The following is a 26,679-nucleotide window of genomic DNA, read 5'->3' on the forward strand; positions in this document are numbered from 1 at the left end:
TTGCATCTTATTCTGCGGGCATGAGCATAAGCCCACCCGAGTCGCCTGCCTCCGCACTGCCGCCCGGTCCGGCGGCATTGTGCACAGCGGCCAAGGTGCGGCGGCTGTCGCGGCAAGTCAGCAAGATCTATGATGACGCGCTCAACCTTCACGGATTGACCATTGGCCAGTTCGGCCTGCTCGCCTGCCTGTCGCGCCGGCGCGGACTTGCGATCGGCGCGCTTGCGGAGCGACTGGCGGCTGATGCGTCGACCGTTTCGCGCCTGGTGAAACCCCTGGCCAGTGATGGCCTGCTGCGCATCGAGATCGACCCGGAGGACCGGCGCGGGCGCCTTGTGTGGCTCACCGATGCCGGCCACCAACGCCGCGCCGCCGCGCAAGCAGGCTGGCAGGCCGCGCAGGATGTGATGGAACAGCGCCTGGGCGGCGGCAGGCTGGCGGCGCTGCGCTTCCTGCTGGATGAAAGCTACGAACGTCTGGAGATCACAGAATGACTGCAGTTGCACAGAAAACCGACGGCCTCACCCAAATGCGCGCGCTCGCTGCCGGCAGGGGCGGCAACGGCATGGGCGCGCTGATGGCGATGGATGGCGGCGAGGCTGGCGAGGGCACGATGATCATGCACGCCATCCCCGGCAGCCAGCACGGCAATCCCATCGGCATCGTCCACGGCGGCTTTGCGGCCACCCTGCTCGACAGCGCGATGAGCTGCGCGGTCCACACCACGCTTTCCGCCGATGAGAGCTACGTCACCACCGATCTGCATGTCAGCTTCGTGCGGGCCATCACGCCCGCCACCGGCCGGGTAACCGCGCGTGGCGAAGTGGTGTCACGCGGGCGCCGGCTGGCGACGGCGCGTGGCACATTGGTGGACGCAAACGGCAAATTGCTGGCCACCGGCATCGCCACCTGCATGATCATGAGTACTGGCGCATGAGCGGCGCGGCGGTGGTGATTGGTGCCGGCGATGCCACTGGCGGCGCGGTGGCGGCGGCCTTTGCCCGCGATGGTCTGGTGGCGGTGCCGGTGCGGCGCACGGGCGATGGCCTCGCTCCGTTGGCGGCGCGCATTGCCGATGAAGGCGGGCGCTGCCTGCCAATCGGTGCCGACGCCCGCGATGAAGAGGCGATGATCGGCCTGTTCGACCGGGTCGAACGCAAGATTGGCCCGGTGGAGGTGCTGGTGTTCAACATCGGTGCCAACTCTCCCATGGGCATCCTCGATGAAACCGTGCGGCGTTACCGCAAGATCTGGGAAATGTGTGCACTGGCCGGCTTCATCACCGCCCGCGAGGCTGCCCGCCGCATGGTGCCGCGCGGGCGGGGCACGATCATCTTCACCGGGGCCACTGCCTCTCTGCGCGGCTCGGCGGGCTTTGCCGGCTTTTCCGGCGGCAAGTTCGCGCTCAGGAGCCTGGCGCAGGCAATGGCGCGGGAACTGGGGCCCAAGGGCATCCATGTCGTGCACCCGATCATCGATGGCGCCATCGACACCGAATTCATCCGCAGCAATTTCCCCGACCGCTATGCCCTGAAGAGCGAGGACGGCATCCTCGATCCCGAAGCCATTGCGGCTGAATATGTGCGCTTGCACCATCAGCCCCGCTCCGCCTGGACGCACGAGCTGGACCTGCGACCCTGGATCGAACGCTGGTAAAGGAGAAGACCATGCCTCACCCGATTGAATTCCTCTTCGACGTGGGTTCGCCCACCGCCTATCTCGCGTGGCATCGCTTGAAGAAAGTGGCAGCACGGACCGGGGCCAGCCTCGTGCCCGTTCCCATCCTGCTGGGCGGTGTCTTCAAGGCCACCGGCGGCAGCCCGCCCGGCGTGGTCGTCGCCAAGGGCCGCTGGATGAACGAGGACATGCAACGCTGGGCCGCGCGTGATGGCATAGCGCTGGGCAACAATCCTTATTTCCCGGTCAATACCATCACGCTGATGCGCATTCTGGCCGGCCTTCAGGGCGACGAACGCTTCGAAGCGGTGACCGACACGCTGTTCGCCGGCATGTGGCTGCACGGCCGCAACATGGCTGATGCCGAGATACTAGTCGCCACCCTGACCGAAGCCGGCCATGACGCTGCCGCCCTGCTGGCACTGGCGCAGGAGCCGGAGGTGAAGCAGCGCCTGATCGCCAACACCGAAGCCGCTGTGGCGCGCGGCGTGTTCGGCGCGCCGACCTGCTTTGTCGCCGGGCAGATGCACTTCGGGCAGGACCGGATCAATTGGGTCGAAGCGGCGGCTGTTGCCGCCTGAATGTCCTGCACAAAAGTTAAGGCCCGGCGAGTTTCCCCGCCGGGCCTTAACTTTGGTCAGTTCAACTGATCAATCCCGATTGCCCATGAAGCTGAGCAGGAACTGGAACAGGTTGATGAAGTTCAGGTACAGCGTCAGCGCGCCCATCACGGCGAACTTGCCGGCGAACTCGGTGCCGGCGACCTGATAATACATCTCGCGCAGGCGCTGCGTGTCATAGGCGGTGAGACCAGCGAAGATCAGCACGCCCAGGATGTTCACCGCCAACTGCAAGCCGCTGGAGCCGATGAAGATGTTGGCGATCGAGGCGACAATGATGCCGATCAGGCCCATCATCAGGAAACGGCCCATCGCCGACAGGTCCTTCTTGGTGGTGTAGCCATAGAGGCTGAGACCAGCGAACGACGCCGCCGTCACGAAGAAGGTCTGCGCGATCGACGCGCCGGTATAACGGGCGAAGATGACGCTCATCGACACGCCCATCAGCGCGGCAAAGCCCCAGAACAGGCCCTTCAGCGAGGTTTCGCTCATCCGGTTCAGTCCGAAGTTCATCGCCAAGATGATGGCGAGCGGCGACAGCATCGCCACCCAGCCCAGGATGGTGGGCGAACCGACCTGATTGAAGAACACCGCAAACAGCGCCGGCGTCGAATAAACCAGCAGCGCGACGATGCCGGTGAGCAGCACGCCTGACGCCATATAGTTGTAGATCGACAGCATGTAGCTGCGCAGGCCGGCATCAAAGCCGGCGTCGCCTTGGGCCTGGGCCCGGAAGGCAGCAAGCCGGGGGTCCACGTTATTGGCCATCGTAAAGTTCCTCCTGTGGTCGGCAAATGGCCGACGACCCGATCAATATCGGGCATCCCGCCTGAATTTTCAATGACCGAACGTTACGTCGGCGCAATCACAACTGTCGCAGCACCGCTGCCGGCCGGGCCGACAGCGCCCGCCAGTTGCCAGCCAGACCGAGCACAACGGTGACAACAGCGCCCACACCCACGGTGAGCAGCACGCGCGGCCAATCCGGCGTCCAATCCAGCTTGAAGATTTGCGTCACCACGAACCAGCCCGCCGTGCTGCCCAGCACCAGCGCCAGACCCGAAACGATGGCGGCGAGCAGGCCATATTCGGCCAGGGTCGCCGCTGCCACCTGGCCGCGCGTCGCGCCCAGCAGTTTCAGCAGCACCGCATCATAAGTGCGCGCCCGTGCGCCCGCGGCCAACGCGCCGACCAGCACAGCGATGCCGGCCGCCACGGTGACACTGGCCGCGGCGCGGATGGCGGCAGAAAGCTGGCCCAGCAATGTCTGCACCTGGCCAATCACATCCTTCACGCGCACCACTGACGCGGTGGGGAACTGGGCCGAAAGCGCCCGGGCGACGGCGCGTTCCTCGGCGGGCGCCACCTGCACCGTGGCCATCCAGCCATGCGGGGCGGCTTCCAGCGCACCCGGCGCGAACAATATGGCGAAGTTGAAGCCCAGCGATTGCCAGTCGATTTTCCGCGTGTTGGCGATGCGGGCGGTGATGTCCACGCCCAGCACGGAGACACTCAGCGTGTCGCCCACCTTCAGGCCCAGCGCCTGGGCGGCCTGATCATCAAGGCTGATCAACGGCGGGCCGGCATAATCGCGCGGCCACCATTTGCCGGACACCAGCGTGTTGGCTTCAGGGAAATCGGCGGCATAGGAAAGCCCGCGATCGCCGCGCAGGATCCAGCCTTCGGCACCGGCCTTGATCTGCTGCGCCGGCACGCCGTTCACCGCTGTCACCGGCCCACGCAGGGACGGCACGATCACCGTGCGCCCGCCGGGCGCCGTGCGCTCCACCAGCGCGGCAAATTCGGCCTTTTGATCATTGGGGATATCGAGCACGAAGAAGCTGGGGGCCTTGGTGGGGATAGTGCGGTTGATCTGGCTGGCCAGATTGCCCTCGATCGTGGCCAGCGTAGCAAGCAGGGTGAGGCCCAGGCCCAGCGCCACCACCAGATTGCGCGTCGGCGCGCCGGGGCGATGGAGATTGGCCAGAGCGAGACGCGCCAGCGTGCCCTTGGGCTTGGGCACCCGCGCCGCCAGCCACTTCACGCCGGCCGCCAGCGCCCACAGCACGACGATCAGCCCGATGGCGCCAGCCAGAAAGCCCATCACGAACAATTGTTCGTCCGCCAGCAGCACGACCAGCGCCAGCACGGAGCTCGCTGCGCCGGCAATAATCGCCAACGTGGTGTTGTCAGGGCGGGTGCGTTTCTCGGTCAGGCTGCGCAGCAAGCGCGCGGCCGGCATCCCCGCGCCTTCCGCCAGTGGCCACAAGGCGAAAGCCAATGCGATGGCCAGGCCATAATAGGCCGCCTGAGCGAGCGCGCCCCATTGCAATGCGGTGGCCGGTGGCACCGGCAGGCTGGCGGCCGCCAACTGCGCCACTGCACCCGGCGTCGCCGCGCCGATGGCCAGGCCGATCAGCACCGCGCCGCTCGAAACCAGCGCCAGTTGCCACAGGTAGACGGCGCGCACCGTGGCACTGTCGGCTCCCAGCACTTTCAGCGTGGCGATGGTGCGGGTGCGCGCACCGAGATAGGCGGAAACCCCGCCGGCTACGCCAACGCCGGCCACCACCAGCGCGGTGAGGCCGACAAGGCTGAGAAACTGGCCCAACTGGTTCACGAAATTGCGGGTACCGGGCGCGCCGTTGCTGCGATCACGCACGCGGCCACCTTCGCCAGCGACGGCCTCCAGCCGCTCGCGGGCAGCGTCGACGGGCACGCCGGGCTTCAGCTTCACGCGCAGTTCGCTGGTGTACAGGCTGCCCAGCGTGATCAGTTCGGCCCGTTCCAGATCCTTCACGTCCACCACCAGGCCGGGGCCAAAGCCAAAGCCATCGCCGGCACGGTCAGGCTCTTCCAGCAATGTCCCGGCATAGGTGAGCGTGGTTTGACCAAGTTGCAGCCGGTCACCGGGTTTCAGGCCCAATTTGTCGGCCAGCACTGGCTGGGCGGCGGCCATGCCGGGGCCAACCTTGCCGCCGCCTTCCAGCACCACCCGGCCATAGAGCGGCCAGGTCGCATCGACCGCCTTTACTTCGGCCAACACGCTGTCACCACCATCACCGCGGCTGACCATGCCGCGCAGCTTCACCACGTCGCCCACCGTGCCCAGAGTGGCAGCGGCTGCACGCTGTTCCGGCGTCGGATTCCGGCCCGAAACGCGCAGCGCCACATCGCCGCCCATCAGAAACTGGCCGCGCTCCGCCAGCCCGGCATTGATGGCACTGGCGAGGCTGCCGACACCAGCAAGCGCGGCGACGCCGAGCACCAGGCACACGGCCAAGATGCGCAGGCCAGCCAGGCCGCCGCGCAATTCCCGCAAGGCGAGGCGAAGGGCGAGGCTCAGAGGACTTCGGCCAGCAAGCCGGTCATCGCGGCCCAACTGCGCTTGTCAGCCGCCGCGTTATACATCGCGGTGCCGGGCGCGTTGGCATGTTCGTTGGTGAAGCTGTGATAGGTGCTGCCATAGGCATGGATCTGCCAATCGGCGCCAGCCGCGGTCATTTCGGCGGCCAGCGCGTGGTGATCCTGCGGCGGCGTGTAGGGGTCTTCCCAGCCGTGCAGCGCCATCACCTTGGCCTTGATTGGTCCGGCCGCACCCAGGCCCGGGTTGTAGATGCCGTGGAAGCTCACCGCCGCCTTCACACGCGGATCGCAAGCGCGCGCGACATCGAGCGCGCACAGGCCGCCGAAGCAGTAACCGATGATGGCCAAGCGATTGGCGTCCACTTGGCTCAGGCCGGCGGCGGCATCGACAGCGGCGAGCAGGCGCTGGCGCAGCGCGGCGCGATCACCCACCCACGGGCCCATCAGGGCGCTGTTATCGCCGGCCGGATCGCCGCGACGGCCCTTGCCATACACGTCGATGGCCATGGCGGCGTAGCCAAGCGCGGCCAGCTTGTCAGCCACAGCGTTGTCCCACGCGGTTTGCCCCACCCAGTTCGGCGCGATCAGCACGCACGGGAACGGGCCGTCGCCGGCCGGTAGCGCCAGATAGGCTTCCAGTTCGTCGGTACCGTCGAAATAGCTGAACAATGTCATGGTCTTTTCCCCTTATTCGGCGGCTTGCGCCAGATTCATCCGGTCATCCACGATCAGCCCGTCGCGCATGGTGATGATGCGGTCACACAGCGGCGCCAGATCGGCATCATGGGTGATCAGCACCAGCGTCGCGCCGGTTTCCGTCAGACGGCTGAACAGCAGATCGATGATGGCCGCGCCGGTGGCGGCATCGAGATTGCCGGTCGGTTCATCCGCGAAGATCAGCGCCGGGCGGCCAACCAGCGCGCGGGCGATGGCGACACGCTGCTGCTCCCCGCCGGAAAGCTGGGTGGGATAGTGGTGGAGCCGATGGCCGAGTCCAACGGCGTCCAGTTCGGCCTTGGCGCGAGCCTGCACATCGGCTTCACCGGCCAGTTCCAGCGGCACAGCGACATTTTCCAGCGCGGTCATGGTCGGGATGAGGTGGAAGGCCTGCAGCACGATGCCGATACGGCCGCGCCGGGCGCGGGCCAGGCCGTCTTCGTTCATGGTGGTGAATTCGGCACCGGCCACACGCACGGTGCCGCTGGTGGCGCGCTCCATGCCGGACAGCACGGCCATCGCCGAAGATTTGCCGGAACCCGACGGCCCGAGGATGGCAAGTCGCTGGCCGGCCGGCACATCCAGCGTCAACCCGCGCAGCACATCGACTGCGGCATCGCCGCTGCCCAGCCGCAGGGTGACATCGCGGGCTTCAATCACCATATGGCTGTTCATCCGCGTCCCGCTTGGCTGAAAGGATTCGAGTCTTGCCCGAATTAGGTGTTCGAACTGCGCTTTACCAGATGGCGTTGCTGTTTGGCGCGCTGTTCATGTCGCAGGCGGCGCTGGCACGGCCACTCGTGGTACTGGCCTATGGCGACAGCCTGACGGCTGGCTATCAGCTGCCGCCCGGCCAGGGCTTTGCCCCGCAACTGGAAAAGGCGCTGAAAGCGAAAGGCCGCGACGTGACCGTGGTGGGCGCCGGCGTGTCGGGCGACACCAGCACACAGGGGCGCGCCCGCGTGAACTGGGTGCTGGCGGGCATGAAGGCGAAGCCTGATCTGGTGGTGCTGGAACTGGGCGCCAACGACATGCTGCGTGGGCAACCACCGAAGACGGCGCGCGCGAATCTTGATGCGATGGTGAAGACCTTCAAGGCCAAGGGCGCCCGCGTGCTGGTCGCCGGGATGCGGGCCAATCCGACCTTGGGCAAAACCTATGTCACGGAATTTGAAACCATGTTCCCGGCGGTGGCCAAGGCGAATGGTGTGGCGCTCTATCCCTTCTTCCTGGATGGCGTTGCCGCGCAGCCCGGCCTGCAGTTGGCCGATGGCATGCACCCCAATGGCAAGGGCGTGGCTGTGATGGTGAAGCGCATCATGCCCGCCGTGGAACGGGAACTTGCACTGGTGAAGTGATGCGCTTGATTGCAGGCCTTTGTCTGCCGGAAAGCGTGAAATTGGCGCTGGTGGCGACGATGAGCGGTGTGGCAGGGGCGCAGGCAAACAGCAGCGCAACTTCGTTTCACCCGGCGTTTAATCGCCCCATGCCGCTGCCTAACTGATCAGGCCGGTTGAACGGCTGTCCTCGCTGCAAAATCCCCCCGCCTCGCATCCAGAGATCAAGGCGCTGCTCATTCAACCGTTGGTTCGAAATCAACTGTCAAACGGAAATGGCACTCGTGCGGCGACGCGAAATAGCGCCCACTAGGCCAAAACCGGCCAGCAGCATCATCCAAGCCGCTGGTTCCGGAATTGCATTGGGTGTGATGCCCGCCGGCGATACCGATGCGCCGTGAGGCACCCAGGTGCCGCCCGGCTGCAACCAGCGGCCGACTGTGTGATTGTCGCTTTCATAGCCGCCGCTCGTCACCTGGTCGAAAACGATGCGATCGAAGCTGGTGCCGCTGTGGGCATAAAAGTTCAGAAATGCATAAGGCTCGCCACAATTGCGATTGGCCGGCGCATTGGGATTGCAGCGATAGGCGCTGGCGTTGGGCTGCGCATTGACGAAATTGCGCAACACCGTGGCATCAAAGGTAAACAACTGCGTGCTGTTCTGAAAGAAACGCACAGTGTTCCCATTGTCGAGCGCCGACAGCCAGAAGCCGAAATACGTGACACCGCCCGGCCGCGATGACGTCAGGTCCAGCGTGAAGCCCGGGGTCCCGAACTGAACGACATAACGGCCGCTGCCGCCGGCGCCGCCAAATTGATCGGCGTTGATCACCTGAACCCGGCTATAGGTGCCGTTGAAAGCCGAACCGCCGAAGTTCGAGCTGAATATCTGGTTTGTACCAGCAGTTCTGCTGTTGAAGCTCTCAACACCGACAGTCGCAAATCTGGCGGTGCTGTTCTGGATGCCCGGCGCTTCGATCGTGATGGAATACACCGCTCGAGCAGACAAGAGCAGCAAAACGGCCATTGCCGCTGCCAACATGAGCTGAATACGCATAGATCGACCCTTGAACTCCGTGCACCCCTCGCACGGCAGGCGATTTAGAGTATCAAGGTTAAGGAATAGTATCCTTGATCAGCATTGATTGCGATGTTGATTGTTCATGCCGCTTCGCTGTCCTTGAACGCCAGCACCGGCTTGCGGGCCGCCAGCGTTTCATCAAGCCGGCGGCGCGGCGCGAAATGCGGCCCGGTGCGCCAGGCATCTGGATCGGCCAGCATCTGCGTCGCGACGTGGCGCATCGCCCCGATCAGCTGATCGAGATTGGCCTTGCTCTCCGTCTCGGTCGGTTCAACCAGCATGGCGCCGTGCACCACCAGCGGGAAATAGACCGTCATCGGGTGGAAGCCTTCGTCGATCAGCGCCTTGGCCAGATCGAGCGTGGAAAGCCCGGTGCCATCGAGGAAATCATCCGAGAACAGCGCTTCGTGCATGCACGGGCCGCTGGCGGCGAACGGCGCGGTGTAGAGATCCTTCAGGCTGGCAAGGATGTAATTGGCGTTGAGCACCGCATCCTCGGCGACCTGGCGCAGGCCATCGGCGCCGTGGCTCATCATGTAGCTGAGCGCGCGGACGAACATGCCCATCTGGCCGTGGAAGGCGACCATGCGGCCGAAGCTCTGGTTCGCATGGGTGCCGGCGGTGTCTTCTTCGACAAGTTCCAGGCCGGTCGCGGTCTTGCGCACGAATGGGATCGGCGCGAACGGGGCCAGCGCGGCCGACAGCACAACTGGGCCTGAACCCGGCCCGCCACCACCGTGCGGGGTGGAGAAGGTCTTGTGGAGGTTGATGTGCATGGCATCAACGCCCAGATCGCCGGGGCGCACGCGGCCAACGATGGCGTTGAAATTGGCACCGTCGCAATAGACATAGCCTCCCACCGCATGCACCGCATCGGAAATGCGCTTCAGGTCAGGCTCGAACAGGCCGCAGGTGTTGGGGTTGGTGATCATCACCGCCGCCACATCCGGGCCAAGCCGGGCCAGCATGGCATCCAGATCGACCCGGCCGCGATCGTTGGCCGGGATGTTTTCCACGGTGAATCCGCAGAAGGCCGCGGTCGCCGGGTTGGTGCCATGCGCTGACTCCGGCACCAGCACGACGCGGCGCGGATCGTTCTTCGCATCGAGCGCGGCGCGGATCGCCACCATGCCGCACAGCTCGCCATGGGCGCCGGCCTTGGGGCTCATGGCCACCGCCGGCATGCCGGTCAGCTTCATCAGCCAATCGGCGAGCACGTCGATCAGTTCCAGCGCGCCTTGCACGGTGGATTGCGGCTGCAGCGGGTGAATGTCGGCAAAGCCGGGCAGCCGCGCCATCTTCTCGTTCAGGCGCGGGTTGTGCTTCATCGTGCACGAACCCAGCGGGAAGATGCCGAGATCGATGGCATAATTCTGCCGCGACAGGCGGGTGTAATGGCGCACGGCTTCGGGCTCGGAAAAGCCCGGGAGACCGATGACGGCATCACGGCCAAGGCCGCCGAGGCGATCCGGAACCGGCGGCACCGGCGGCAGATCAACGCCCGACGTGTCGAGCGAGCCGCGCTCGAACAGCAACGGCTCTTCCAGCATCAGCGCCTTGTTGCCGGTGAAGGTTTCGGCGACGGCACCGGTGCCGGCGACGAGGCGGGTGGGGCGGCCCACATTGTTCATTGCAGTCGTCATTACGCCATCACCTCGTCCAGCGCGTCTTCATACGCGTCAAAATCCTCGTCGGTCGCGGTTTCCGTCACCGCCACGATCATGCCGTTGGCCAGCGCCTTTTCGCCCGGCCACAACCGGCCCAGCGACACACCGCCGAGCACGCCCTTTTCGGCCAGTTTGCGCACGACGGGGCGGGCTTCGCGGCCAAGGTCCAGCGTGAACTCGTTGAAAAACGGCCCGTTCAGCAGCGTCACGCCGGGCATGCGGCTCAGCCGATCAGCCAGTTGCACGGCACGGGCGTGATTAAGGGCCGCGAGGTGGCGGAGGCCCTTTTCGCCCAGCAGCGATAGATGCGCCGAAAAGGCCAGCGCGATCAGGCCGGAATTTGTGCAGATGTTGCTGGTCGCCTTCTCGCGGCGGATATGCTGTTCGCGGGTGGACAGCGTCAGCACGAAGCCGCGCTTGCCGCTGGCGTCCACGGTTTCGCCGCACAGCCGGCCCGGAGCCTGGCGTACATGCTTTTCGCGGCAAGCAAACAAGCCCAGGTACGGCCCGCCAAACAGCAGCCCGGCGCCGAGCGACTGGCCTTCGCCCACCACAATATCGGCGCCCATTTCCCCCGGCGACTTGATGGCACCCAGCGAAACGATTTCGGTGACCACGACGATGAGCAGCGCGCCGGCCTTGTGGCAGGCATCGGCCAGCGGGGTGAGATCGGCGACATGGCCGAACAGATTGGGGTTCTGCACGACGACGCAGCTGGTTTCGGCGTCAATGCTGGCAATCAGGCTGGACAGGTCATCGCCCGGCGCGCCCGGCGTGAACACGGGCGTGCCGGCCTCCACAACGTCGCCGGTGAAGCGGGTCAGCGTCTTCAGCACCGAGGTATAGTGCGGGTGGACACCGGCGGACACGATGCACTTGGATTTGCGGGTGATGCGGCGCGCCATGAACACCGCTTCTGTCATGGCGGTGGAGCCGTCGTACATCGAGGCGTTGGCCACTTCCATGCCGGTGAGCCGCGCCACCTGGGTCTGGAATTCGAACAGGACCTGCAGGGTGCCTTGCGCGATTTCCGGTTGATAGGGTGTGTAGGCGGTGAGGAATTCGCCGCGCTGGATCACCATGTCCACCGTGGCCGGCACATGATGCTTGTAGGCGCCGCAGCCGACAAAGAAGGGCGTGGTGCTGGCGGTCAAATTCTTGCCGGCCATCTTTACCAGCGCGCGCTCCACCGCCATTTCGCTGGCGTGGTTCGGGAGGCCGGCGATGGGGCCATCCAGCACAGCTTCGGCAGGCACGTCCCGAAACAGATCGTCGACGCTGGCGGCACCGATGGTGGCCAGCATGGCTGAGCGGTCAGCCGTGGAAAGGGGCAGATAACGCAAGGGCCTTACTCCGGGAGATGAGCGGAAAAACGGATGCGGACATAATCGGCGACCCACTGGCCATCGGCGGCTTGCAGCGCCGGGGCGAGGAGAGCGACGGTTTCGGCGATGATCTGGTCTTTTTGGTCGTCGGGCACGCCGGCGGCGTCGATGAAGCCGCCACGGAAGGTTTCCAGCCAGCCGGCCATTCCGCTTTCTGGCAGCGGCGTCGGGCGCGGGATGATGGCGCAGCTGTCCACCACGAAACCGCCCGCTTCCAGAACGGCGCGGAAGGCCTCGGCGGTGGGATAGTAGCTGGTTTCGGCTCCAGCGGCCGGGAAGCCGTGGCGGGCGAGCACAGCGATCAGCGCGGTGCGGATGGCCGCGATATTGGCGTGGCCGCCGAATTCGCCGACATAACGCCCACCGGGCTTCAGTGCACGCTTCACGCCCGCCGTCACCACGTCGGGCTGGCCGACCCAGTGCAGGGCGGCATTGGTGAAGACGGCATCGAATTCGGCTTCGAAATCGAGCGCGCGCGCGTCGCCGAGCCGGGCATCAATGCCCTTGGCCTGCGCCGCCGCCACCATCGCCGGATCAGCATCAATACCAACCACGCTGCAGCCGGCAGCGATCAGCTTCTGTGTCAGCACGCCATCGCCGCAGCCCAGATCGAGCACTTGGCTGCCCGACTGCGGCGCCAGCAGGTCAAGCACCGCCGCTCCCAGCGCCGGCACGAAGCTGGCGTGGGTTGCATAGAGGGACGGATCCCAGCGCGTGGCGGTGCCTGTGGTCACTTAAAGGCTGGCGACAAACGCGTCGTAAGCGGCCTTGTCCATCAAGCCATCCAGCTCCGACGCGTCGGACAGGGTGAGCTTGAAGAACCAACCGTCGGCTTCCGGCGCACTGTTGACCAGGCTCGGATCGTCGGCCAGCGCTGGATTGGACTCGGTCACGGTGCCCGACACCGGGGCATAGACATCAGACGCGGCCTTCACCGATTCGACCACGGCAGCTTCCCCGCCCTTGGTCACGGCGCGACCGGCGTCGGGCAGATCGACGAACACGACGTCGCCCAGCTGGCCCTGCGCATAATCGGTGATGCCAACGGTGGCTTCACCGCCGGCAACGTCGATCCATTCATGATCCTGCGTGTATAGACGGCTCATTTCTTGTCCCCTTCCCGAACATAATTCTTCTGTTTGAACGGCATCGGTACTACTGTGGCCGCGATCCGCTTGCCCCGCACTTCGATTTCCAACGCCGCGCCATCGGCGGCACAGCCAGTGGCAACATAGGCCATGGCAATCGGCACGTTGAGGCTGGGCGCGAAACCGCCGGAGGTGAGCACGCCCACCTGTTCGGCGCCCACCCACACGGTCGCGCCTTCACGAGCCGGCATGCGGCCTTCAACGGCTAGGCCCACGCGCTTGCGGGCGGCGCCATTGAACAATTGATCGAGCACCCGCTCCGCACCGGGGAAACCGCCTTCGGTCTTGCGGCGCTTGGAAATGGCGAAGCTCAGATCGGCTTCGACCGGCGTGGTTTCCGGATCGAGATCATGGCCATAGAGCGGCAGGCCAGCTTCAAGCCGCAGCGAATCGCGGGCGCCAAGACCAATCGGTTTCACTTCAGTGTGCGCCAGCAGCGCCTCGGCCAGCGCTTCGGCATGTTCGGCCGGCACCGAAATCTCGTAACCATCCTCGCCGGTGTAACCGGAACGGGTGATGCCCAGCTTGATCCCGTTCCACAGCCAGCGTGCACCGGCCATGAACTTGAGATCGGCAAAGGCGGGCTGATCGGCAGACTCGGGGGTGAGGTCGAACCGGCTCATCACCGTCACTGCCTGCGGGCCTTGCAGCGCCAGCAGGGCGTCATCTTCCATGTGGTGCAATGTGATGCCAGCCGGCAGCCGCGCAGCCATGTGGGCGATGTCGCCATGCTTGGTCGCGCCGTTGACGACGAGATAGAAATTGCGGCCAGTATTGGTGACCATCAGGTCATCCAGGATACCGCCATTGTCGGCCAGCAGGAGTGAATAGCGCACGCGGTGCGGCTGCAACGCCTTGAAGTCACCGGGCGCCAGGCTTTCCAGCCATTCGGCGGCGCCTTCCCCTTCCACCAGCAGTTGGCCCATGTGCGACACGTCGAACAGCCCAGCATGTTCACGCGTCCACAAATGTTCGGCGATGATGCCGTCAAACTGGATCGGCATGGCATAGCCAGCAAAAGACACCATGCGCGCGCCCAGGCGGCGGTGCAGCGCATCCAAAGGCAGTGTTTTCAGATCGGCATCATCAGCCATACGGCCCCCGGCAACAGTCACGGTTCAGCCTTGTGCCAAACCTGGTTCCCCCACTGTCGCCAGACCTGAGAGCTTTGACCGGACAATGTCCGGCTTACCCCTTCGGTGGGGTGAAGGCGTGAGCCCGCACCCGCTTTCCAGAGTGTCGCTAATACGCCGGCGCGGTCCTTTTGCCTGAGAGATTCCGGGGGCGGCTTGCTCCTTCGGCGGTGAAACTTGCGCTTCACACTCTCCCGCGCGCGGCGCCGGAGTTGCCCCCGGCGACAACCGCCGATTGGGCGAACCTCGCGCCTGAGTCAACTGCTCGAATGACCACCACAATGCCGCAACCCCGTCGGCAGACGGCCGTAACTCCAGAGCATGATTGCCAAGCGCCTGCCCCTGATTGTCCTGCTCCTCGGCCTTGCCCTGGCGTTGAGCATCAACCGCGCAGATGGGGCGCGACCAACGTCAACTCACGCCGAATCGCTGCCCTAATCTGGCTTACTTGGCGATGTTGTAGGCCAGCGCCCGATCGTCGAGCTGGAAGCCGAGCAGCACTTCGAAGCTGGCGGCACGCAGGGCAGCCTTCACTTCAGGATCGGCCATCGGATCGGTGGCCGCATCCAGTTCACCGGGACGCCGCTTGCGGTTGATCTTGTCGAGAATGGCCTGCGGCACGGCGGCAGCGGTGCGCGATACGGCGGCCGTGGCCGTGCCCTGGGCAACGGCCCGTTCCTGGCCGGCAGCAAAATTCACCGTCACCTGGGAAATCTGCTTGGCGTTCACGATGTTCCCGGCCTGCACCACGGCGGCAAATACCGGCAGCACGAACTGCCGGGCTGGTGCCGCGTCGGTGCGGCGCACGATAACGTCATAATTGATGCGCGAAACGAACTGATCGCTGGTTTCAGCGCAGTCATCGCGCACGTTGGTGATGGTCGCCACGGCGTCCATGTTGGCCGCATCGGCAACGGTGCCCGCCGCGCCCGGCCGGAACAACGTCATGTCGCCGGCATAGGCCGCCACCGCGACGGCCGGGCATGAGGAGCGCCGCACCACCAGAGGATTGCGGTCACACGCGGCCAAAAGCAGCGCCGGCACGGCAAGAGCGGTCAGGGCGATGGAACGGCGAAAAGCAGGGCTCGTCATGCCCCTTCTCCTATGGGGCAAAAGGCGTCACCGCAAGCGCCAACAAACTGTGGCGCGGGCCGGGCCAATCGCGTATCAGCCAGGGCATGAGCAACGTCGCCCCCGCCATGGATTTTGTTCCTGCCGAACTGCCAGCCCTGAACGTACTGGTTGCCGCTCCACGCGGCTTTTGTGCCGGGGTGGATCGCGCGATCCACATCGTTGAACTTGCGCTCGAACGCTGGGGCGCGCCGGTTTTCGTGCGGCATGAAATCGTCCACAACAAGTTCGTGGTCGACAGTCTGAAAGCCAAGGGCGCCATCTTCGTCGAGGAACTGGACGAAGTCCCCGACGGTGTGCCGGTCGTGTTTTCCGCCCACGGCGTGCCCAAGGCCGTGCCGGCCAAGGCCGAAGAGCGCGGGCTGACCTATGTGGATGCCACCTGCCCGCTGGTTTCCAAGGTGCATCGCCAGGCCGAACGGCTGGTGGCCGGCGGTTGCCACATCCTGTTCATCGGCCATCAGGGCCACCCGGAAGTGATCGGCACCTTTGGCCAGGTCCCCGAAGGCGCCATGACCCTTATCGAAACGCTGGAAGACGCAGCTGCCGTGCAACCGCACAACAGCGGCAAGCTGGGCTTCCTCACCCAGACGACGCTGAGCGTTGACGACACGTCGGACATGGTTGCCGAACTGAAACGGCGCTTCCCGGATATCGAAGGCCCGCGCGGCGACGATATCTGCTATGCGACGTCCAACCGCCAGGCCGCCGTGAAGGCGATGGCACCGCGCTGTGATCTGGTGCTGGTGATCGGCGCCGCCAACAGCAGCAACAGCCAGCGCCTGCGCGAAGTGGCCGAGCGCGAAGGCGCGCGCAGCTGGCTGATCCAGCGCGCGGCCGAGATTGATTGGGCCTGGTTTGAAGGTGTGACCACGGTCGGGCTGACCGCCGGCGCCTCGGCCCCGGAAGTGCTGGTGCAGGAAGTGCTGGCCGCGATGAACGAACGCTTTGCCGTGACGACCGAAAATATCACGACGGCGGTGGAAGAAGTGGTGTTCAAGCTGCCGCGTTCGCTGACCGCCTGACCCGGGTTGCCGAGCGATGGCCGTTTACACCCCGGTCAGCGCCGATGATCTGACGGCCTTTCTGGCCGGCTATGATGTCGGCGCCGCAGTCAGCTTCAAGGGCATCGCCGAAGGCGTCGAGAACAGCAATTTTCTGCTCGAAACCACACGCGGGCGCTTCATCCTCACCCTGTATGAAAAGCGCGTCGACGCCGGTGACCTGCCCTGGTTCCTGGCGCTGATGGGCCATCTTGCGGCCAAGGGCCTGCCCGTCCCCGGCCCGGTTGCCGATGCCCGCGGCCAGGTGCTGCAGGTGCTGAATGGTCGCCCGGCCTGCCTGATCGAATTCCTGCCGGGTGTGAGCGTTACCGAAGCCACGCCGGAGGCCGCCCGCGCGGTTGGCGCCGCACTGAGCCAGATGCACCGTGCGCTCGCCGATTTCACCGCCCCTCGGCCCAACACGCTTGGCCCCGCGGCCTGGCCGCCGCTCGCCGCCCGCTGCAATGGCCGGCTGGGCGAGATTGACGCCGGCCTGCCCGATGCCGTGGCGCGCGGGCTGGCCGCCGCCGCCGATTGGCCCGCTGGCCTGCCGCAATCGACCATCCATGCCGATCTGTTTCCCGATAATGTGCTGATGCTGGATGGGCGCGTCACGGGCCTCATCGATTTCTATTTCGCCTGCACTGATGCCCGCGCTTATGATGTCGCCATCACCCACGCCGCCTGGTGTTTCTCAGCCGATGGCCGGCAGTTCTTCCCCGAGCGCGCTGCCGGTTTGATGGCAGGCTATCTGGCCGAAGTCGGGCTCACGGCTGCAGAGCGGGCTGCCCTGCCGCGGCTGGCCGCCGGTGCCGCGCTGCGCTTCACCCTCACCCGCGCCTTTGATTGGCTCAATACACCGGCCGATGCGCTGGTCACCCGCAAGGATCCGATGGCCTTTGCCCGCCGCCTGACATGGTATCTGGATGCAACTCCGGAGATGATGGGTGGCTGACGATGCGCCAGCGCGTCCGCGAGTTGCCATCTTCACCGATGGCGCCTGCAAGGGCAATCCCGGCCCCGGCGGCTGGGGCGCCATCCTGCGCGCTGGCGGCAAGGAACGGGAACTGAACGGTTCCGAACCCCATACCACCAACAACCGCATGGAATTGCAGGCGGCGATTTCGGCCCTGAACGCCCTCACCCGGCCCTGCAGCGTCGATCTCACCACCGACAGCGTCTATGTGCGCGACGGCATTTCGAAATGGGTGCACGGCTGGCAGAAGAACGGCTGGAAAACCGCCGACAAAAAACCGGTGAAGAACGATGATCTGTGGCAGGCCCTGCTTGCAGCCGCCCGCCCGCATGTCGTGCGCTGGCACTGGGTGAAGGGCCACGCCGGCCATGCGGAGAACGAACGCGCCGATACGCTGGCCAATGAAGCCATTGCCGCCTTGCGGGCAGCAGCCCCGGCCAACAGCGATTGACGCTATTGCCAAACCCCAGCCAATCGGCTTTTTGAGGCCGCATGTCAGCCGAACAGCCAGCCAAGGGCCTGAACGCCCAACTCATTAAGGTGTGGACGACATGGGGCACGCGCTTCCTGCCGTTTGCCGATGTTGCCACCCCGGAATTGCCGCTGTCGCGCCTGCTGCGTCTGTCGCTGATCCAGGTCAGCGTCGGGATCAGCCTGGTGCTGCTGGTTGGCACACTCAACCGGGTGATGATCGTGGAACTGGGTGTGCCGGCATCGGTGGTTGGCGTGATGCTGGCGCTGCCGCTGCTCGCCGCGCCCTTCCGCGCGCTGGTGGGCCACAAATCCGATACCCACAAATCCGCCATGGGCTGGCGGCGGGTGCCCTATATCTACATGGGCACCATGGTGCAGTTTGGCGGCCTGGCGTTCATGCCTTTTGCTATCCTGGTGTTGTCGGGGGCGCAGGAAGCTTTTGATGAGCGGGTGTGGCTGGGCACGCCGGCCGCGGCCATTGCCTTTCTGATGGTGGGTGCCGGCATCCACATCACCCAAACCGTTGGCCTGGCGCTAGCCACCGATCTCACCAAGACCGAACAACAACCCAATGTGGTTGGCCTGATGTATGTCATGCTGCTGCTGGGCTCGATCGGTGCGGCCCTGTTTTTCGGCTGGGTGCTGGCGGATTTCTCGCAAGGGCGGCTTATCCAGGTGATCCAGGGCTGCGCAGTGGTGACGGTCAGCCTGAATTTCTTGGCGCTGTGGAAACAGGAAACCCGGATTCCCAGCCGGCTGCGGCCTCAGCCAGTCGCGCCTGATCCCAGCTTCCGCGAAAGCTGGGACCTGTTTGTGGCCAAGGAAAAGACGCTTCTGCGTCTGCTCGCGGTGGGACTGGGCACATTAGCCTTTTCGATGTCGGATATCGTGCTGGAACCTTATGGCGGCGAAGTGCTCAATCTGGGCGTTGGCACCACCACCCTGCTTTCGGCGCTGACGGCGGGCGGCAGCCTGATCGGTTTTGCCTATGCCTCTTATATTCTGAGCCTGGGTGCCGATCCGTTCCGCATGGCCAGCCTGGGCGCGCTGATCGGCGTTCCGGCCTATGGCCTGGTGATCTTCGCCGCCACATCCGACGCGCCGTCGATTTTCACCCTGGGCGTGCTGCTGGCCGGGCTTGGCACTGGCCTGTTCGGCCACGGCACGTTGACAGCCACCATGCAGTTGGCGCCGAAACACCAGGTTGGCATTGCCATGGGGGCGTGGGGCGCGGTGCAGGCCACTTCCCAGGGGATTGGCGCAACCATCGGCGGCGTAGTTCGCGATCTCACCCGCGGCGTCGATCTGGGGTTCAACCTGGCCGCCAAGGCGGATGGTTATGTGCTGATCTTTGGCCTGGAACTGCTGCTGATGCTGGCCACGCTGATCGCCATGCGCCCACTGTTGCACCGCGAAAACGAAAATTAATGCGCTGCAGAAGGCATTTTGCGGCCGGTTTTCCGCTGCACTCCGCCGCCATTGCCCCACATCGCCGGGCCTGATTCGCCCACGGGGGCTGCGCACCCCGGAAAATGATACACAAGAAAAAAGGCCGGTGCCCCACCGTCAAGCGGGTGGCACCGGCCCATTCCAGCCTGCCCGGCGATGCCGAGCGAAAGACTTACTTGGCAGCTTCAGCCGGAGCAGCTTCGGCAGCCGGAGCGGCTTCCACCGGAGCAGCTTCAGCAGCCGGAGCGGCTTCAGCCGGGGCAGCTTCCATTACCGGAGCGGCGGCGACAGCAGCGCCACCCTGCCAGAAGGCAGCAAACCAAGTTGTGTTGGTCAGGATCGCCAGATGGATCGAGAAAGCGACCCCTGCGACCCAAACGAGGAAGAACAGCGGCAGACCGACGCTGGGGTTGACGTAAAGCCAAATGCGACCTTCGTTCATGTGCCAGACTCCCTTAAATTACTTCATCCAAGGCGTAAGTGCATACGCCAGGATATGGGCTAGGACTGCGCATGCACCGTAAATACGGGTGCCCCACTTCAGACCTTCATTGATTTCCATTGCTTCCTTCTCGGTCAGTCCGGTCGGATAGACCTTAGTATCATCTGCCATGATATTCCCCTTCCCATTTGGTGAAGTCACCGTGCCAACCGGCCAATGCCTTCCCGCCTGATTACCAGGCCAAACAGCATCACGCGCTGGCCAGCCCCTCCCCAACCTTCCACCAACGGCCGACCCGTTGGCAGGATCGCGGCAGGAGATCGCAGGTGATTCCCTGATATCCAATCTGTCGCATGTGTCAATCTGTCACTGCGGCATTGCATTTGGCTGGCTTGACAATTTTGCAGTGCAACATTGGCCTTCGCTGCATTGCAGCACTGGGCAAGCCAGCTCAGAGCGGGCTTTACCCTTCGTCCATGTCCGATATGATCTGCTTTGCTTCACAGTTTTGGGGATACCGCATGACCGATTTCAACCGCCGCAGCCTGATTGCCGGCGCCGCCGTCATCGCCGCCGCCCCTGCATTGGCCGCCACCCCGAAAGGCCCGGCCGCCGATGCGCAGAAGAAGATCCGCGCCAGCATCGACCGGCAGCTGCCCGAGAACATCGCCCGCATCCAGGACTGGATCCGCCACCCCGGCATCGCCGCCGGAAACTGGCAGATGGAAGAGGCCTGCACCTACACCATGGGCCTGATCAGGGATGCCGGCTTCCAGATGGTCAAGCGCATGCCCACCAAGGGCCAGCCCGGCATTTTCGCCACGCTCGATGCCGGTGCCAAGCGCACGGTGGGCATCTATTTCATGTATGACGTGAAGCAGGTGAATCCAGCCGAATGGTCCAGCCCGCCGTTCGAGGCGCGCATCACCAACAAGCCGGGCTGGGGCCAGGTGATCGTCGGCCGCGGCGCCATCAATCAGAAGGGGCCGGAAGCCGCCTTTCTGGCCGCGCTCCACGCCTTCCGCGAAGCCGGACAGAAACTGCCAGTCAATCTTGTGCTGGTCGCCGAGGGCGAGGAAGAAATCGCCTCCCCCAATTTCCACCAGATCGTGCAGGCCCCCGAAGTGCTCGCCGCGCTCAAGAAATGCGACGGCATCGTCATTCCTACCGCCTGGCAGACGGCCAATGGCAGCACGATGATCAATCTGGGCGCCAAGGGCCCGATCGAGTTCCAGCTGATCGCCAGTGGCGAACGCTGGGGCAAGGGCCCGAAGATCGACATTCACAGCAGCCAGCACGCCCATGTGGATTCGCCCGTGTGGCACCTCGTGCAGGCACTGAACACGCTGGTGAAGGAAGACGGCTTCACCCCCGCTATCGACGGCTGGTTCGACAATGTGCGCGGGCTGACAGCGCGGGAAAAGGAACTGATCGCGATGACGGCCGCCAGCCAGAGCGAGGCCGAGGCCAAGCGCGCCATGGGCGTGAAGATGTGGATCAACAACGAACCGTGGCAGCAAAGCCTTGAACGCCTCGCCAGCCAGCCGACCGTCAACATCCAGGGCCTGGTCGCCGGCTACACCGGCCAAGGCGGCAAGACCGTGCTGCCCGGCCGTGCCGAAGCCAAGCTGGAATGCCGTCTGGTGCCCAATCAGACCTTCCGTGAAGCCGAAGCCAAGCTGGAGGCCCATCTAGCCAAAAGGGGCTTTGGCGATATCGAAGTGGTGGTGAGCGGCGGCTACGACCCCACCGAAACCGCCGAGGATGCCCGCGTGGTGCGCGCTCAACAGGCCGTGTATGCCCGCTTCAACGCGCCCGCCACGCTCTACCCGCGCAGCGCCGGCAGTTGGCCCGGCAGTGTCTTCACCCAGCCGCCGGTCTCACTGCCTGCCGGCCAGTTTGGCCTCGGCCACGGCAGCGGCGCGCATGCGCCGGACGAATATTTCGTGGTAGAAAGCAGCAACCCGGCCGTACAGGGCCTGGCTGGCTGCACGGCAGGGTTCGTTGACTTTCTCTATGAAATGGCAGTGGTTCAATAGCTTGGCGTGACGCAGCCGTGGCGCGCGGATGAGCGTGCCGCTGACAGCTGCTAACACCGCTAATTTCATGGTTCGGCAACGCCGGAAATGATACCGTCCTCCGATCAACGGTGGAGGGTGTCATGAACAGGCCTGTACACGTGATAGCGTTGCTGTTGGCGGCAATGCCGGCCGCTGCGGCCGAGGCAGCAACAGTTGTGGTTGGCACCGCACCCTTGACCCATCCAGTCGGCGGGCAATTTGTTGGACGACTTCATCTCGATTTTCCCCAGAATTGATGGAACTCGGCCCACAGCGGGACGCTGGAGGGCTCCGGCTTCACCTGGACGTATGATCCGCAAGGGTTCGGGGAAGGTTTCTCCAAAACCTTTGAAGTGCAGAACGCCGCCCGGCCAAACCTGACCAAGGTGCTGACGCTGACGATGGTCGTGCGGCAGCCGTGGATGCCGCCACCTCTAACCGAATATTGCGCGGATCGGCGAGATTGCTCATCAGGGCGTGATTGGGATTTCTGGGGCGGCGCCTACGTTGATCTCGGGCCCTTCCCCACTCCCTTTCGTCTCTGGGGCGCTTCCAATATCGGCCAGGATGCCGAAACAGGTTTTTGGAGTGGCCAGTTCCAGTTCAGGGTGAGTCCGCAGCCCGCAGCGGAATATGTGACCTTCGAGCGATCGGACTGGGGCGCCGTGGTTGATGATATTGTCAGCATGACACTGCAGATTTCGTGCGTACCGGAACCATCGACATGGGCCACGATGATGCTTGGCTTCGGCGTGGTGGGCGGCGCGGCACGGCGGCGGCGTGGGCTTACGATGGCAGGTTCGGCCTGAATGGGAAAAAGCCAGGCTTGCTCCTGACGTTCAGGCGACAGGCAAACTTTTCCCAATTGGTCTATGCACAGGCATGAGCGCCTCGCTGCCTGACCTTCACACGAATCCTCTCGATCCGTCCGATGCGGCTGGGGCCCTGCCTGATCAGCCGCCAATCGTGAAGCCGCATTCGCTGTGGCGGGCGATGGCGCGCGGCGTGGTTGGCAGGTGCCCGCGCTGTGGGCAGGGCCGGCTGTTCCGGGCGTTCCTCAAGCCGGTTGATCGATGCGGCCGCTGTGACGAGGATTGGTCGCTGCAGCGGGCCGATGATTTTCCGGCCTATGCCTCACTGTTCATCACCGGCCACTTGGTGGCGCCGCTGGCCGTGCATCTGGCGCGGGACGCCAGCATATCGTCTGCGATGGCCTCCGCTATCATCCTGCCAATCACGGCGGCGCTGGCAATTGGCCTGTTGCAGCCGTGCAAAGGGGCCATCATCGCCGTGCAATGGCGGATGGGCATGCACGGGTTCCAGCGCGATCCTTCAGCCGGCGACGACGCGACGCCCTGACGTGGCAGTCACGCCCTGATGAAACGGTCCACGCCGCTGCCGTCCTTCACGCGGCTGACCCGGCCGCGCTCTTCCAACCAGTGCAGGTGGGCGACGGTTTCACCTGTTGCCAACCCGTAATCAGCCTCACCAATCGGCCTGCGGAACAGGGCGGCGAAGCAGTCGACGGCGGTGCGGGGTTCAGCGCAGAAGGCCTCCAGCTTTTCCAGCTTGCCATGGTGATCGGCGGCGAGCTGGTCCAGTCGCGTGTGCAGGCCATAGAAGGGCTCGTTGTGCGCGGGCAGTACAAGCACATGATCGGGAATGGCGCGCAGCGTATCGATGCTCTCCAGCCAGTCGCCCAGTGGATCGGCATAGGGCTCAGTGGGATAGACCGAGACGTTCGACGTGATGCGCGGCAGCACCTGATCGCCGCTGATCATCACATCGTCGGCCACCAGGCATGCATGTTCCGGCGCATGGCCGCGGCCGACCACGACCGTGAACTGGCGCGGGCCGATATTGAGCACATCGCCATCGCGCAACCGCTTGAAGCCGGCCGGCATCTTGCTGATGATCTTGCCGAAACTGCCCCAGGCCTTAGCCTTCATCGCGGCGACCTGTTCCTCGCTCCAGCCGGCGCGGATGGAGAAGGCCACGGCTTCATCCGGCGGCGCGTCGCGCACATCCAATGTGAGTGTGCGCGCCAGCAGATATTCGGTGCGGGTGATTTCCAGCGGCACATCCCACTTGCGGCACAGCCAGCCGGCCATGCCGAGGTGATCCGGGTGATAGTGGGTGACGATGACGCGCGTGACCGGCTTGCCCTTCAACGCGCCGGCAAACAGCGCTTCCCACGCCGCTTTCGAAGCCGGCAGGCCCACCCCGGTGTCGACAATCGCCCAGCCGTCGCCGGCATCAATCACCCACAGGTTGATGTGATCCAGCCCGAACGGCAGGCCCATGCGCACCCAGAAAATGCCGGGCGCCACTTCTTCGGCTTCGCCCGGCCCCGGCACCCAACGGCCGAGCGGATAGCGCAGGCCCTTGATCTCGTCTGCCTCGCGCGGTTCCGTGCTGGCCTGGCCGGCGGGGATGGGCAGCAAGGGCGGTGGTTCGGTCATGATGACCAAGGGGGTAGCGGGCAGGCCGCGCGGCGTCGACTCTCCTTGCCGACAGGATGGGCTTGCGGCAGGGAAACCCCGCTATGCATCCCAATGCCGCCTTTCGCAGCAATGATGACCCGCTCGCTTTCGTGGCGGCGCAAGGCTTTGCCCACATCTTTGGCCAAACGCCCGATGGACCGCGCTTGGCGCATGCGCCGGTGCTGGTGAGCGCGGCGGGCACGGTGATGTTCCACCTCGCGCGTGGCAATGCGCTGGCGCAGCATCTCGATGGCCTGACCGCGCTGATCAGCGTCGGCGGGCCGGGCCACTATGTCTCACCCAACTGGTATGGGGAGCCGGCCAACAATGTGCCCACGTGGAATTACCAGGCGGTCGAGATCGAAGGCCCGGTGCGCGCCATGAGCATGGACGAAGTGGAGGAACTGCTGCACGTCGCTTCGGCCACCTTCGAGCCCCGGGTGGGCGAGAACTGGACCATGCACAAGATGGAGCGCCCGCGCGCCGAAGCGATGATGCGCGCCATCACCGGATATGAACTCACCCCCGCCGCCATCCGTACCACGCTGAAGGCCAGCCAGAACCGCAGCGAGGCCGATGCGTCCGGCGTGATCACGGCGCTGGAGCGACTGGGCGAGACAGAAGGCGCGGCGAGAATCCGCGCCGCAAGGAAGACATCATGAAACTCGCTGTTTTCGATTGCGATGGCACGTTGATCGATAGCCAGGTCAACATCATCCGGGCGATGGAGCAGAGTTTCCAGCGCCACCGCCTTCCCGCCCCCGACAGCCACGCCACCCGCCGCATCGTCGGCCTCAGCCTGGTGGAAGCCATGCAGGCGCTGCTGCCGGAGGCGGATCATGACCTGCACCTGAGCCTGGCCGAAGACTACAAGACCGCCTTCCAGCGCCTGCGGGCCGACAAGGCGCTCGATGCCGAGCCGCTCTACCCGGGTATCCGCAGCCTCCTCGATACGCTCGATGGGCAGGGCTGGCTTCTCGCAGTCGCCACCGGAAAATCCGATCGCGGCCTGAAACTGGCGCTGGAACACCATGGCATCCATCACCTGTTCGTCAGCTTGCAAACCGCCGATCGCCACCCGTCCAAGCCTCATCCTTCAATGCTTCATATGGCGCTGGCCGAAGCAGGCGCGAAGGCCGAACAGGCGGTGATGATCGGCGATACCATCTTCGATATCGCCATGGGCGAAGCCGCGGGCGTGAAGAGTATCGGCGTCGATTGGGGTTATCACGACGCGCATGAACTGATCGACGCCGGCGCCGCGCATGTCGCCGATGATGCCGATCATCTGCTGGCGCTGCTCAATGGCTGAGGAACCGTCCCCCGACGACATGCCGGGTTCCGGCGAGATGATCGCCCGGCTGCGGCGGCTGGGCCGGATCATGGCGATCCTGGCGTTGGCATTCGGCGGTGCTTTCGTGGTTCTGGCGCGGCGCAGTGCAGCGGCCGGCGAAAACGGTGAGGTGGCGAGCGGACTGTTCTGGGTCGCGGCCGTGCTGCAGTTTGCGCTGGCATTCGTCTTGCTGCAGCGCGGCCGACGGGGGTAAGGCCAATCCATGCGTGAAGCCCCCCTCCCCGCTGCCGAAGCGAAGAAACGCTATCTGATCTATCTCGCCGTCCGGCTGACCGGGCTGGCAGTGATGGCCACCGGCGTGTGGCTGGTGGGCGAAGTGGGGCAGGCACCGGGGCTGGCGGTGGTGCTGCTTGGCGGCTGCTCGCTGTTCGTTCGGCCGAAGCATCTGGGCCTCACCCGCAAATGAAGCGCTTCTACAAAGACGCAACCGTCACCGGCGACGGGCCTTTCGGCGTGGCGCTGGACGGCCGGCCGCTGCGCACGCCGGCACGCGTGCCTCTTGCGGTGCCCACGCGATCGCTGGCGGAAGCCATTGCCGGCGAATGGCAGGCGCAAGGCGAGAAGATTGATCCGCGCAGCCTGCCGCTCAGCGGCTTTGCCAACGCTGCCATTGATCGGGTCGCAGCAGACCACGCCGGCTTTGCCAAACGGCTGGCGACTTATGCGGAAAGCGAACTTATCGCCTATCGCGCCGACGGCCCGGCCTCGCTGCTGGCGGCGCAGGCAACGGCCTGGGACCCATGGGTGGAATGGCTCGCCCGCCGTTACGACGTGGGGCTGACCATCACCACTGGCATCATGCATGTCGCCCAGCCGCTGGCGACGCTGACGCGCCTTCATACAGCGTTTGCCGCCTTCACGCCGTACCAGCTGGCGCCATTGGATCCGATCGTGACCATCACAGGCTCTGCCGTGCTGGCATTGGCGGTGGCGGAAGGCGAACTCGAGGCGCAAGCCGCCTATGACATCGCCCATGTCGATGCGCTTTGGCAGGAACAGCAATGGGGCCGCGATCCGTTGGCGGAAAAGGCCGAAGCAGAGCGCCGCGCTGATCTCGATGCGGCGATCCGCTGCCTGCGCCTGTTGGCAGGGTGAAAACAACGCACTTGCCCCGAGCATCGCAATTGCTAGGGGAG

32 protein-coding genes and 2 riboswitches are annotated in these 26,679 nt (G+C 64.9%); of the genes, 18 read left to right on the top strand and 14 right to left on the bottom strand.

Annotated features, from left to right (window positions below; all coding sequences use genetic code 11):
- Positions 1–20: 20 nt before the first annotated feature.
- The 4 genes from G566_RS0105715 to G566_RS0105730 are packed head-to-tail and all read left to right on the top strand — an operon-like array spanning position 21 to position 2,258.
- Positions 21–494, top strand: coding sequence for a MarR family winged helix-turn-helix transcriptional regulator (locus G566_RS0105715; protein ID WP_022679716.1), 474 nt, complete (start codon positions 21–23; stop codon positions 492–494).
- A complete protein-coding gene (locus tag G566_RS13655) occupies positions 491–937 on the top strand; it encodes a PaaI family thioesterase (protein WP_022679717.1) in 447 nt (148 codons plus the stop codon). The genes G566_RS0105715 and G566_RS13655 overlap by 4 nt, the downstream gene beginning before the upstream one ends.
- Entirely contained in the window at positions 934–1,656 is a 723-nt protein-coding gene (locus G566_RS0105725; RefSeq protein WP_029131306.1) for an SDR family NAD(P)-dependent oxidoreductase, read from the top strand. The genes G566_RS13655 and G566_RS0105725 overlap by 4 nt, the downstream gene beginning before the upstream one ends.
- Before the next feature lie 11 nt (positions 1,657–1,667).
- Entirely contained in the window at positions 1,668–2,258 is a 591-nt protein-coding gene (locus tag G566_RS0105730; protein WP_022679720.1) for a 2-hydroxychromene-2-carboxylate isomerase, read from the top strand.
- Positions 2,259–2,327: 69 nt separating this feature from the next.
- Here G566_RS0105730 and G566_RS0105735 read toward each other — a convergent pair whose 3' ends face one another.
- From G566_RS0105735 to G566_RS0105750, 4 genes are all read right to left on the bottom strand, one after another.
- Positions 2,328–3,065 carry a Bax inhibitor-1/YccA family protein gene (locus tag G566_RS0105735; protein WP_022679721.1) on the bottom strand — a complete coding sequence of 246 codons (738 nt, stop codon included), beginning with the start codon at positions 3,063–3,065 and terminating at the stop codon, positions 2,328–2,330.
- Between the two features lie 97 nt (positions 3,066–3,162).
- A complete protein-coding gene (locus tag G566_RS0105740; RefSeq protein ID WP_243442415.1) occupies positions 3,163–5,619 on the bottom strand; it encodes an ABC transporter permease in 2,457 nt (818 codons plus the stop codon).
- A 20-nt stretch (positions 5,620–5,639) separates the two neighbouring features.
- Complete coding sequence (locus G566_RS0105745) at positions 5,640–6,338, bottom strand: dienelactone hydrolase family protein (RefSeq protein ID WP_022679723.1); 699 nt, start codon at positions 6,336–6,338, stop codon at positions 5,640–5,642.
- A gap of 12 nt (positions 6,339–6,350) precedes the next feature.
- A complete protein-coding gene (locus G566_RS0105750; RefSeq protein ID WP_022679724.1) occupies positions 6,351–7,055 on the bottom strand; it encodes an ABC transporter ATP-binding protein in 705 nt (234 codons plus the stop codon).
- A 68-nt stretch (positions 7,056–7,123) separates the two neighbouring features.
- Between G566_RS0105750 and G566_RS0105755 the strand changes: the two genes are divergently transcribed.
- The gene (locus G566_RS0105755) at positions 7,124–7,738 is read left to right on the top strand and encodes an arylesterase (RefSeq protein WP_022679725.1); all 615 of its coding nucleotides are present in this window, start codon (positions 7,124–7,126) and stop codon (positions 7,736–7,738) included.
- Complete coding sequence (locus G566_RS15335) at positions 7,735–7,884, top strand: hypothetical protein (protein WP_156874437.1); 150 nt, start codon at positions 7,735–7,737, stop codon at positions 7,882–7,884. The genes G566_RS0105755 and G566_RS15335 overlap by 4 nt, the downstream gene beginning before the upstream one ends.
- A gap of 98 nt (positions 7,885–7,982) precedes the next feature.
- Here G566_RS15335 and G566_RS0105760 read toward each other — a convergent pair whose 3' ends face one another.
- From G566_RS0105760 to G566_RS0105790, 7 genes are all read right to left on the bottom strand, one after another.
- On the bottom strand, positions 7,983–8,744 hold the full coding sequence (locus tag G566_RS0105760) for an Npun_F0296 family exosortase-dependent surface protein (RefSeq protein ID WP_169522766.1): 762 nt from the start codon (positions 8,742–8,744) through the stop codon (positions 7,983–7,985).
- Positions 8,745–8,878: 134 nt separating this feature from the next.
- Positions 8,879–10,441 (bottom strand): aminomethyl-transferring glycine dehydrogenase subunit GcvPB, encoded by a 1,563-nt coding sequence (gene gcvPB, locus G566_RS0105765; protein ID WP_029131308.1) that lies wholly within the window; start codon positions 10,439–10,441, stop codon positions 8,879–8,881.
- Positions 10,441–11,808: an aminomethyl-transferring glycine dehydrogenase subunit GcvPA gene (gene gcvPA, locus G566_RS0105770; RefSeq protein WP_022679728.1), complete on the bottom strand. Its 1,368-nt coding sequence runs from the start codon at positions 11,806–11,808 to the stop codon at positions 10,441–10,443. Before gcvPA ends, gcvPB begins: the two co-directional genes overlap by 1 nt.
- 5 nt (positions 11,809–11,813) lie before the next feature.
- On the bottom strand, positions 11,814–12,584 hold the full coding sequence (locus tag G566_RS0105775; protein WP_022679729.1) for a class I SAM-dependent methyltransferase: 771 nt from the start codon (positions 12,582–12,584) through the stop codon (positions 11,814–11,816).
- A complete protein-coding gene (gene gcvH, locus G566_RS0105780; protein ID WP_022679730.1) occupies positions 12,585–12,956 on the bottom strand; it encodes a glycine cleavage system protein GcvH in 372 nt (123 codons plus the stop codon).
- Positions 12,953–14,092: a glycine cleavage system aminomethyltransferase GcvT gene (gene gcvT, locus G566_RS0105785; RefSeq protein ID WP_022679731.1), complete on the bottom strand. Its 1,140-nt coding sequence runs from the start codon at positions 14,090–14,092 to the stop codon at positions 12,953–12,955. Before gcvT ends, gcvH begins: the two co-directional genes overlap by 4 nt.
- A 43-nt stretch (positions 14,093–14,135) precedes the next feature.
- Positions 14,136–14,243, bottom strand: a riboswitch (glycine riboswitch).
- Position 14,244: 1 nt separating this feature from the next.
- Positions 14,245–14,338: riboswitch (glycine riboswitch) on the bottom strand.
- Between the two features lie 237 nt (positions 14,339–14,575).
- Complete coding sequence (locus G566_RS0105790; protein ID WP_022679732.1) at positions 14,576–15,223, bottom strand: hypothetical protein; 648 nt, start codon at positions 15,221–15,223, stop codon at positions 14,576–14,578.
- Between the two features lie 86 nt (positions 15,224–15,309).
- On the opposite strand from G566_RS0105790, the gene ispH reads away from it, so the two are divergent.
- The 4 genes from ispH to G566_RS0105810 are packed head-to-tail and all read left to right on the top strand — an operon-like array spanning position 15,310 to position 19,183.
- Positions 15,310–16,287: a 4-hydroxy-3-methylbut-2-enyl diphosphate reductase gene (gene ispH, locus G566_RS0105795; protein WP_022679733.1), complete on the top strand. Its 978-nt coding sequence runs from the start codon at positions 15,310–15,312 to the stop codon at positions 16,285–16,287.
- Positions 16,288–16,303: 16 nt separating this feature from the next.
- Positions 16,304–17,260 carry a homoserine kinase gene (gene thrB, locus G566_RS0105800; protein ID WP_022679734.1) on the top strand — a complete coding sequence of 319 codons (957 nt, stop codon included), beginning with the start codon at positions 16,304–16,306 and terminating at the stop codon, positions 17,258–17,260.
- A complete protein-coding gene (gene rnhA, locus G566_RS0105805; RefSeq protein ID WP_022679735.1) occupies positions 17,253–17,732 on the top strand; it encodes a ribonuclease HI in 480 nt (159 codons plus the stop codon). Before thrB ends, rnhA begins: the two co-directional genes overlap by 8 nt.
- A 41-nt stretch (positions 17,733–17,773) precedes the next feature.
- Positions 17,774–19,183, top strand: coding sequence for a PucC family protein (locus G566_RS0105810; RefSeq protein ID WP_022679736.1), 1,410 nt, complete (start codon positions 17,774–17,776; stop codon positions 19,181–19,183).
- Positions 19,184–19,376: 193 nt separating this feature from the next.
- Here G566_RS0105810 and G566_RS0105815 read toward each other — a convergent pair whose 3' ends face one another.
- Together G566_RS0105815 and G566_RS15020 are read right to left on the bottom strand one after the other, a co-directional pair.
- The gene (locus tag G566_RS0105815) at positions 19,377–19,646 is read right to left on the bottom strand and encodes a light-harvesting protein (protein ID WP_029131311.1); all 270 of its coding nucleotides are present in this window, start codon (positions 19,644–19,646) and stop codon (positions 19,377–19,379) included.
- 18 nt (positions 19,647–19,664) lie between these two features.
- On the bottom strand, positions 19,665–19,817 hold the full coding sequence (locus G566_RS15020) for a light-harvesting protein (RefSeq protein WP_084706777.1): 153 nt from the start codon (positions 19,815–19,817) through the stop codon (positions 19,665–19,667).
- 350 nt (positions 19,818–20,167) lie between these two features.
- Between G566_RS15020 and G566_RS0105820 the strand changes: the two genes are divergently transcribed.
- The 3 genes from G566_RS0105820 to G566_RS0105830 all read left to right on the top strand — a co-directional run bounded on the left by G566_RS0105820 (position 20,168) and on the right by G566_RS0105830 (position 23,065).
- A complete protein-coding gene (locus G566_RS0105820; protein ID WP_022679737.1) occupies positions 20,168–21,685 on the top strand; it encodes a M20/M25/M40 family metallo-hydrolase in 1,518 nt (505 codons plus the stop codon).
- A gap of 374 nt (positions 21,686–22,059) precedes the next feature.
- Entirely contained in the window at positions 22,060–22,515 is a 456-nt protein-coding gene (locus G566_RS15785; protein WP_022679738.1) for a PEPxxWA-CTERM sorting domain-containing protein, read from the top strand.
- A gap of 157 nt (positions 22,516–22,672) precedes the next feature.
- Positions 22,673–23,065: a DUF983 domain-containing protein gene (locus G566_RS0105830; RefSeq protein ID WP_029131312.1), complete on the top strand. Its 393-nt coding sequence runs from the start codon at positions 22,673–22,675 to the stop codon at positions 23,063–23,065.
- 8 nt (positions 23,066–23,073) lie between these two features.
- Here the strand turns inward: G566_RS0105830 and G566_RS0105835 are convergent, their stop codons facing one another.
- Entirely contained in the window at positions 23,074–24,168 is a 1,095-nt protein-coding gene (locus tag G566_RS0105835; protein WP_022679740.1) for an MBL fold metallo-hydrolase, read from the bottom strand.
- Between the two features lie 83 nt (positions 24,169–24,251).
- Between G566_RS0105835 and G566_RS0105840 the strand changes: the two genes are divergently transcribed.
- Genes G566_RS0105840 through G566_RS0105860 form a run of 5 tightly spaced genes read left to right on the top strand, consistent with a single transcriptional unit; the run spans position 24,252 to position 26,638 of the window.
- On the top strand, positions 24,252–24,851 hold the full coding sequence (locus G566_RS0105840; RefSeq protein WP_022679741.1) for an FMN-binding negative transcriptional regulator: 600 nt from the start codon (positions 24,252–24,254) through the stop codon (positions 24,849–24,851).
- A complete protein-coding gene (locus G566_RS0105845; RefSeq protein ID WP_022679742.1) occupies positions 24,848–25,501 on the top strand; it encodes an HAD-IA family hydrolase in 654 nt (217 codons plus the stop codon). The genes G566_RS0105840 and G566_RS0105845 overlap by 4 nt, the downstream gene beginning before the upstream one ends.
- The gene (locus tag G566_RS0105850) at positions 25,464–25,736 is read left to right on the top strand and encodes a hypothetical protein (RefSeq protein WP_156874440.1); all 273 of its coding nucleotides are present in this window, start codon (positions 25,464–25,466) and stop codon (positions 25,734–25,736) included. Before G566_RS0105845 ends, G566_RS0105850 begins: the two co-directional genes overlap by 38 nt.
- A 9-nt stretch (positions 25,737–25,745) precedes the next feature.
- Positions 25,746–25,949 carry a hypothetical protein gene (locus G566_RS0105855; protein WP_022679744.1) on the top strand — a complete coding sequence of 68 codons (204 nt, stop codon included), beginning with the start codon at positions 25,746–25,748 and terminating at the stop codon, positions 25,947–25,949.
- The gene (locus tag G566_RS0105860; RefSeq protein ID WP_022679745.1) at positions 25,946–26,638 is read left to right on the top strand and encodes an ATP12 family chaperone protein; all 693 of its coding nucleotides are present in this window, start codon (positions 25,946–25,948) and stop codon (positions 26,636–26,638) included. The genes G566_RS0105855 and G566_RS0105860 overlap by 4 nt, the downstream gene beginning before the upstream one ends.
- The last annotated feature ends 41 nt before the right edge of the window (positions 26,639–26,679 follow it).

Origin of the sequence: Sandarakinorhabdus limnophila DSM 17366 (genome assembly GCF_000420765.1) — a bacterium.
Classification (GTDB): Bacteria; Pseudomonadota; Alphaproteobacteria; order Sphingomonadales; family Sphingomonadaceae; genus Sandarakinorhabdus; species Sandarakinorhabdus limnophila.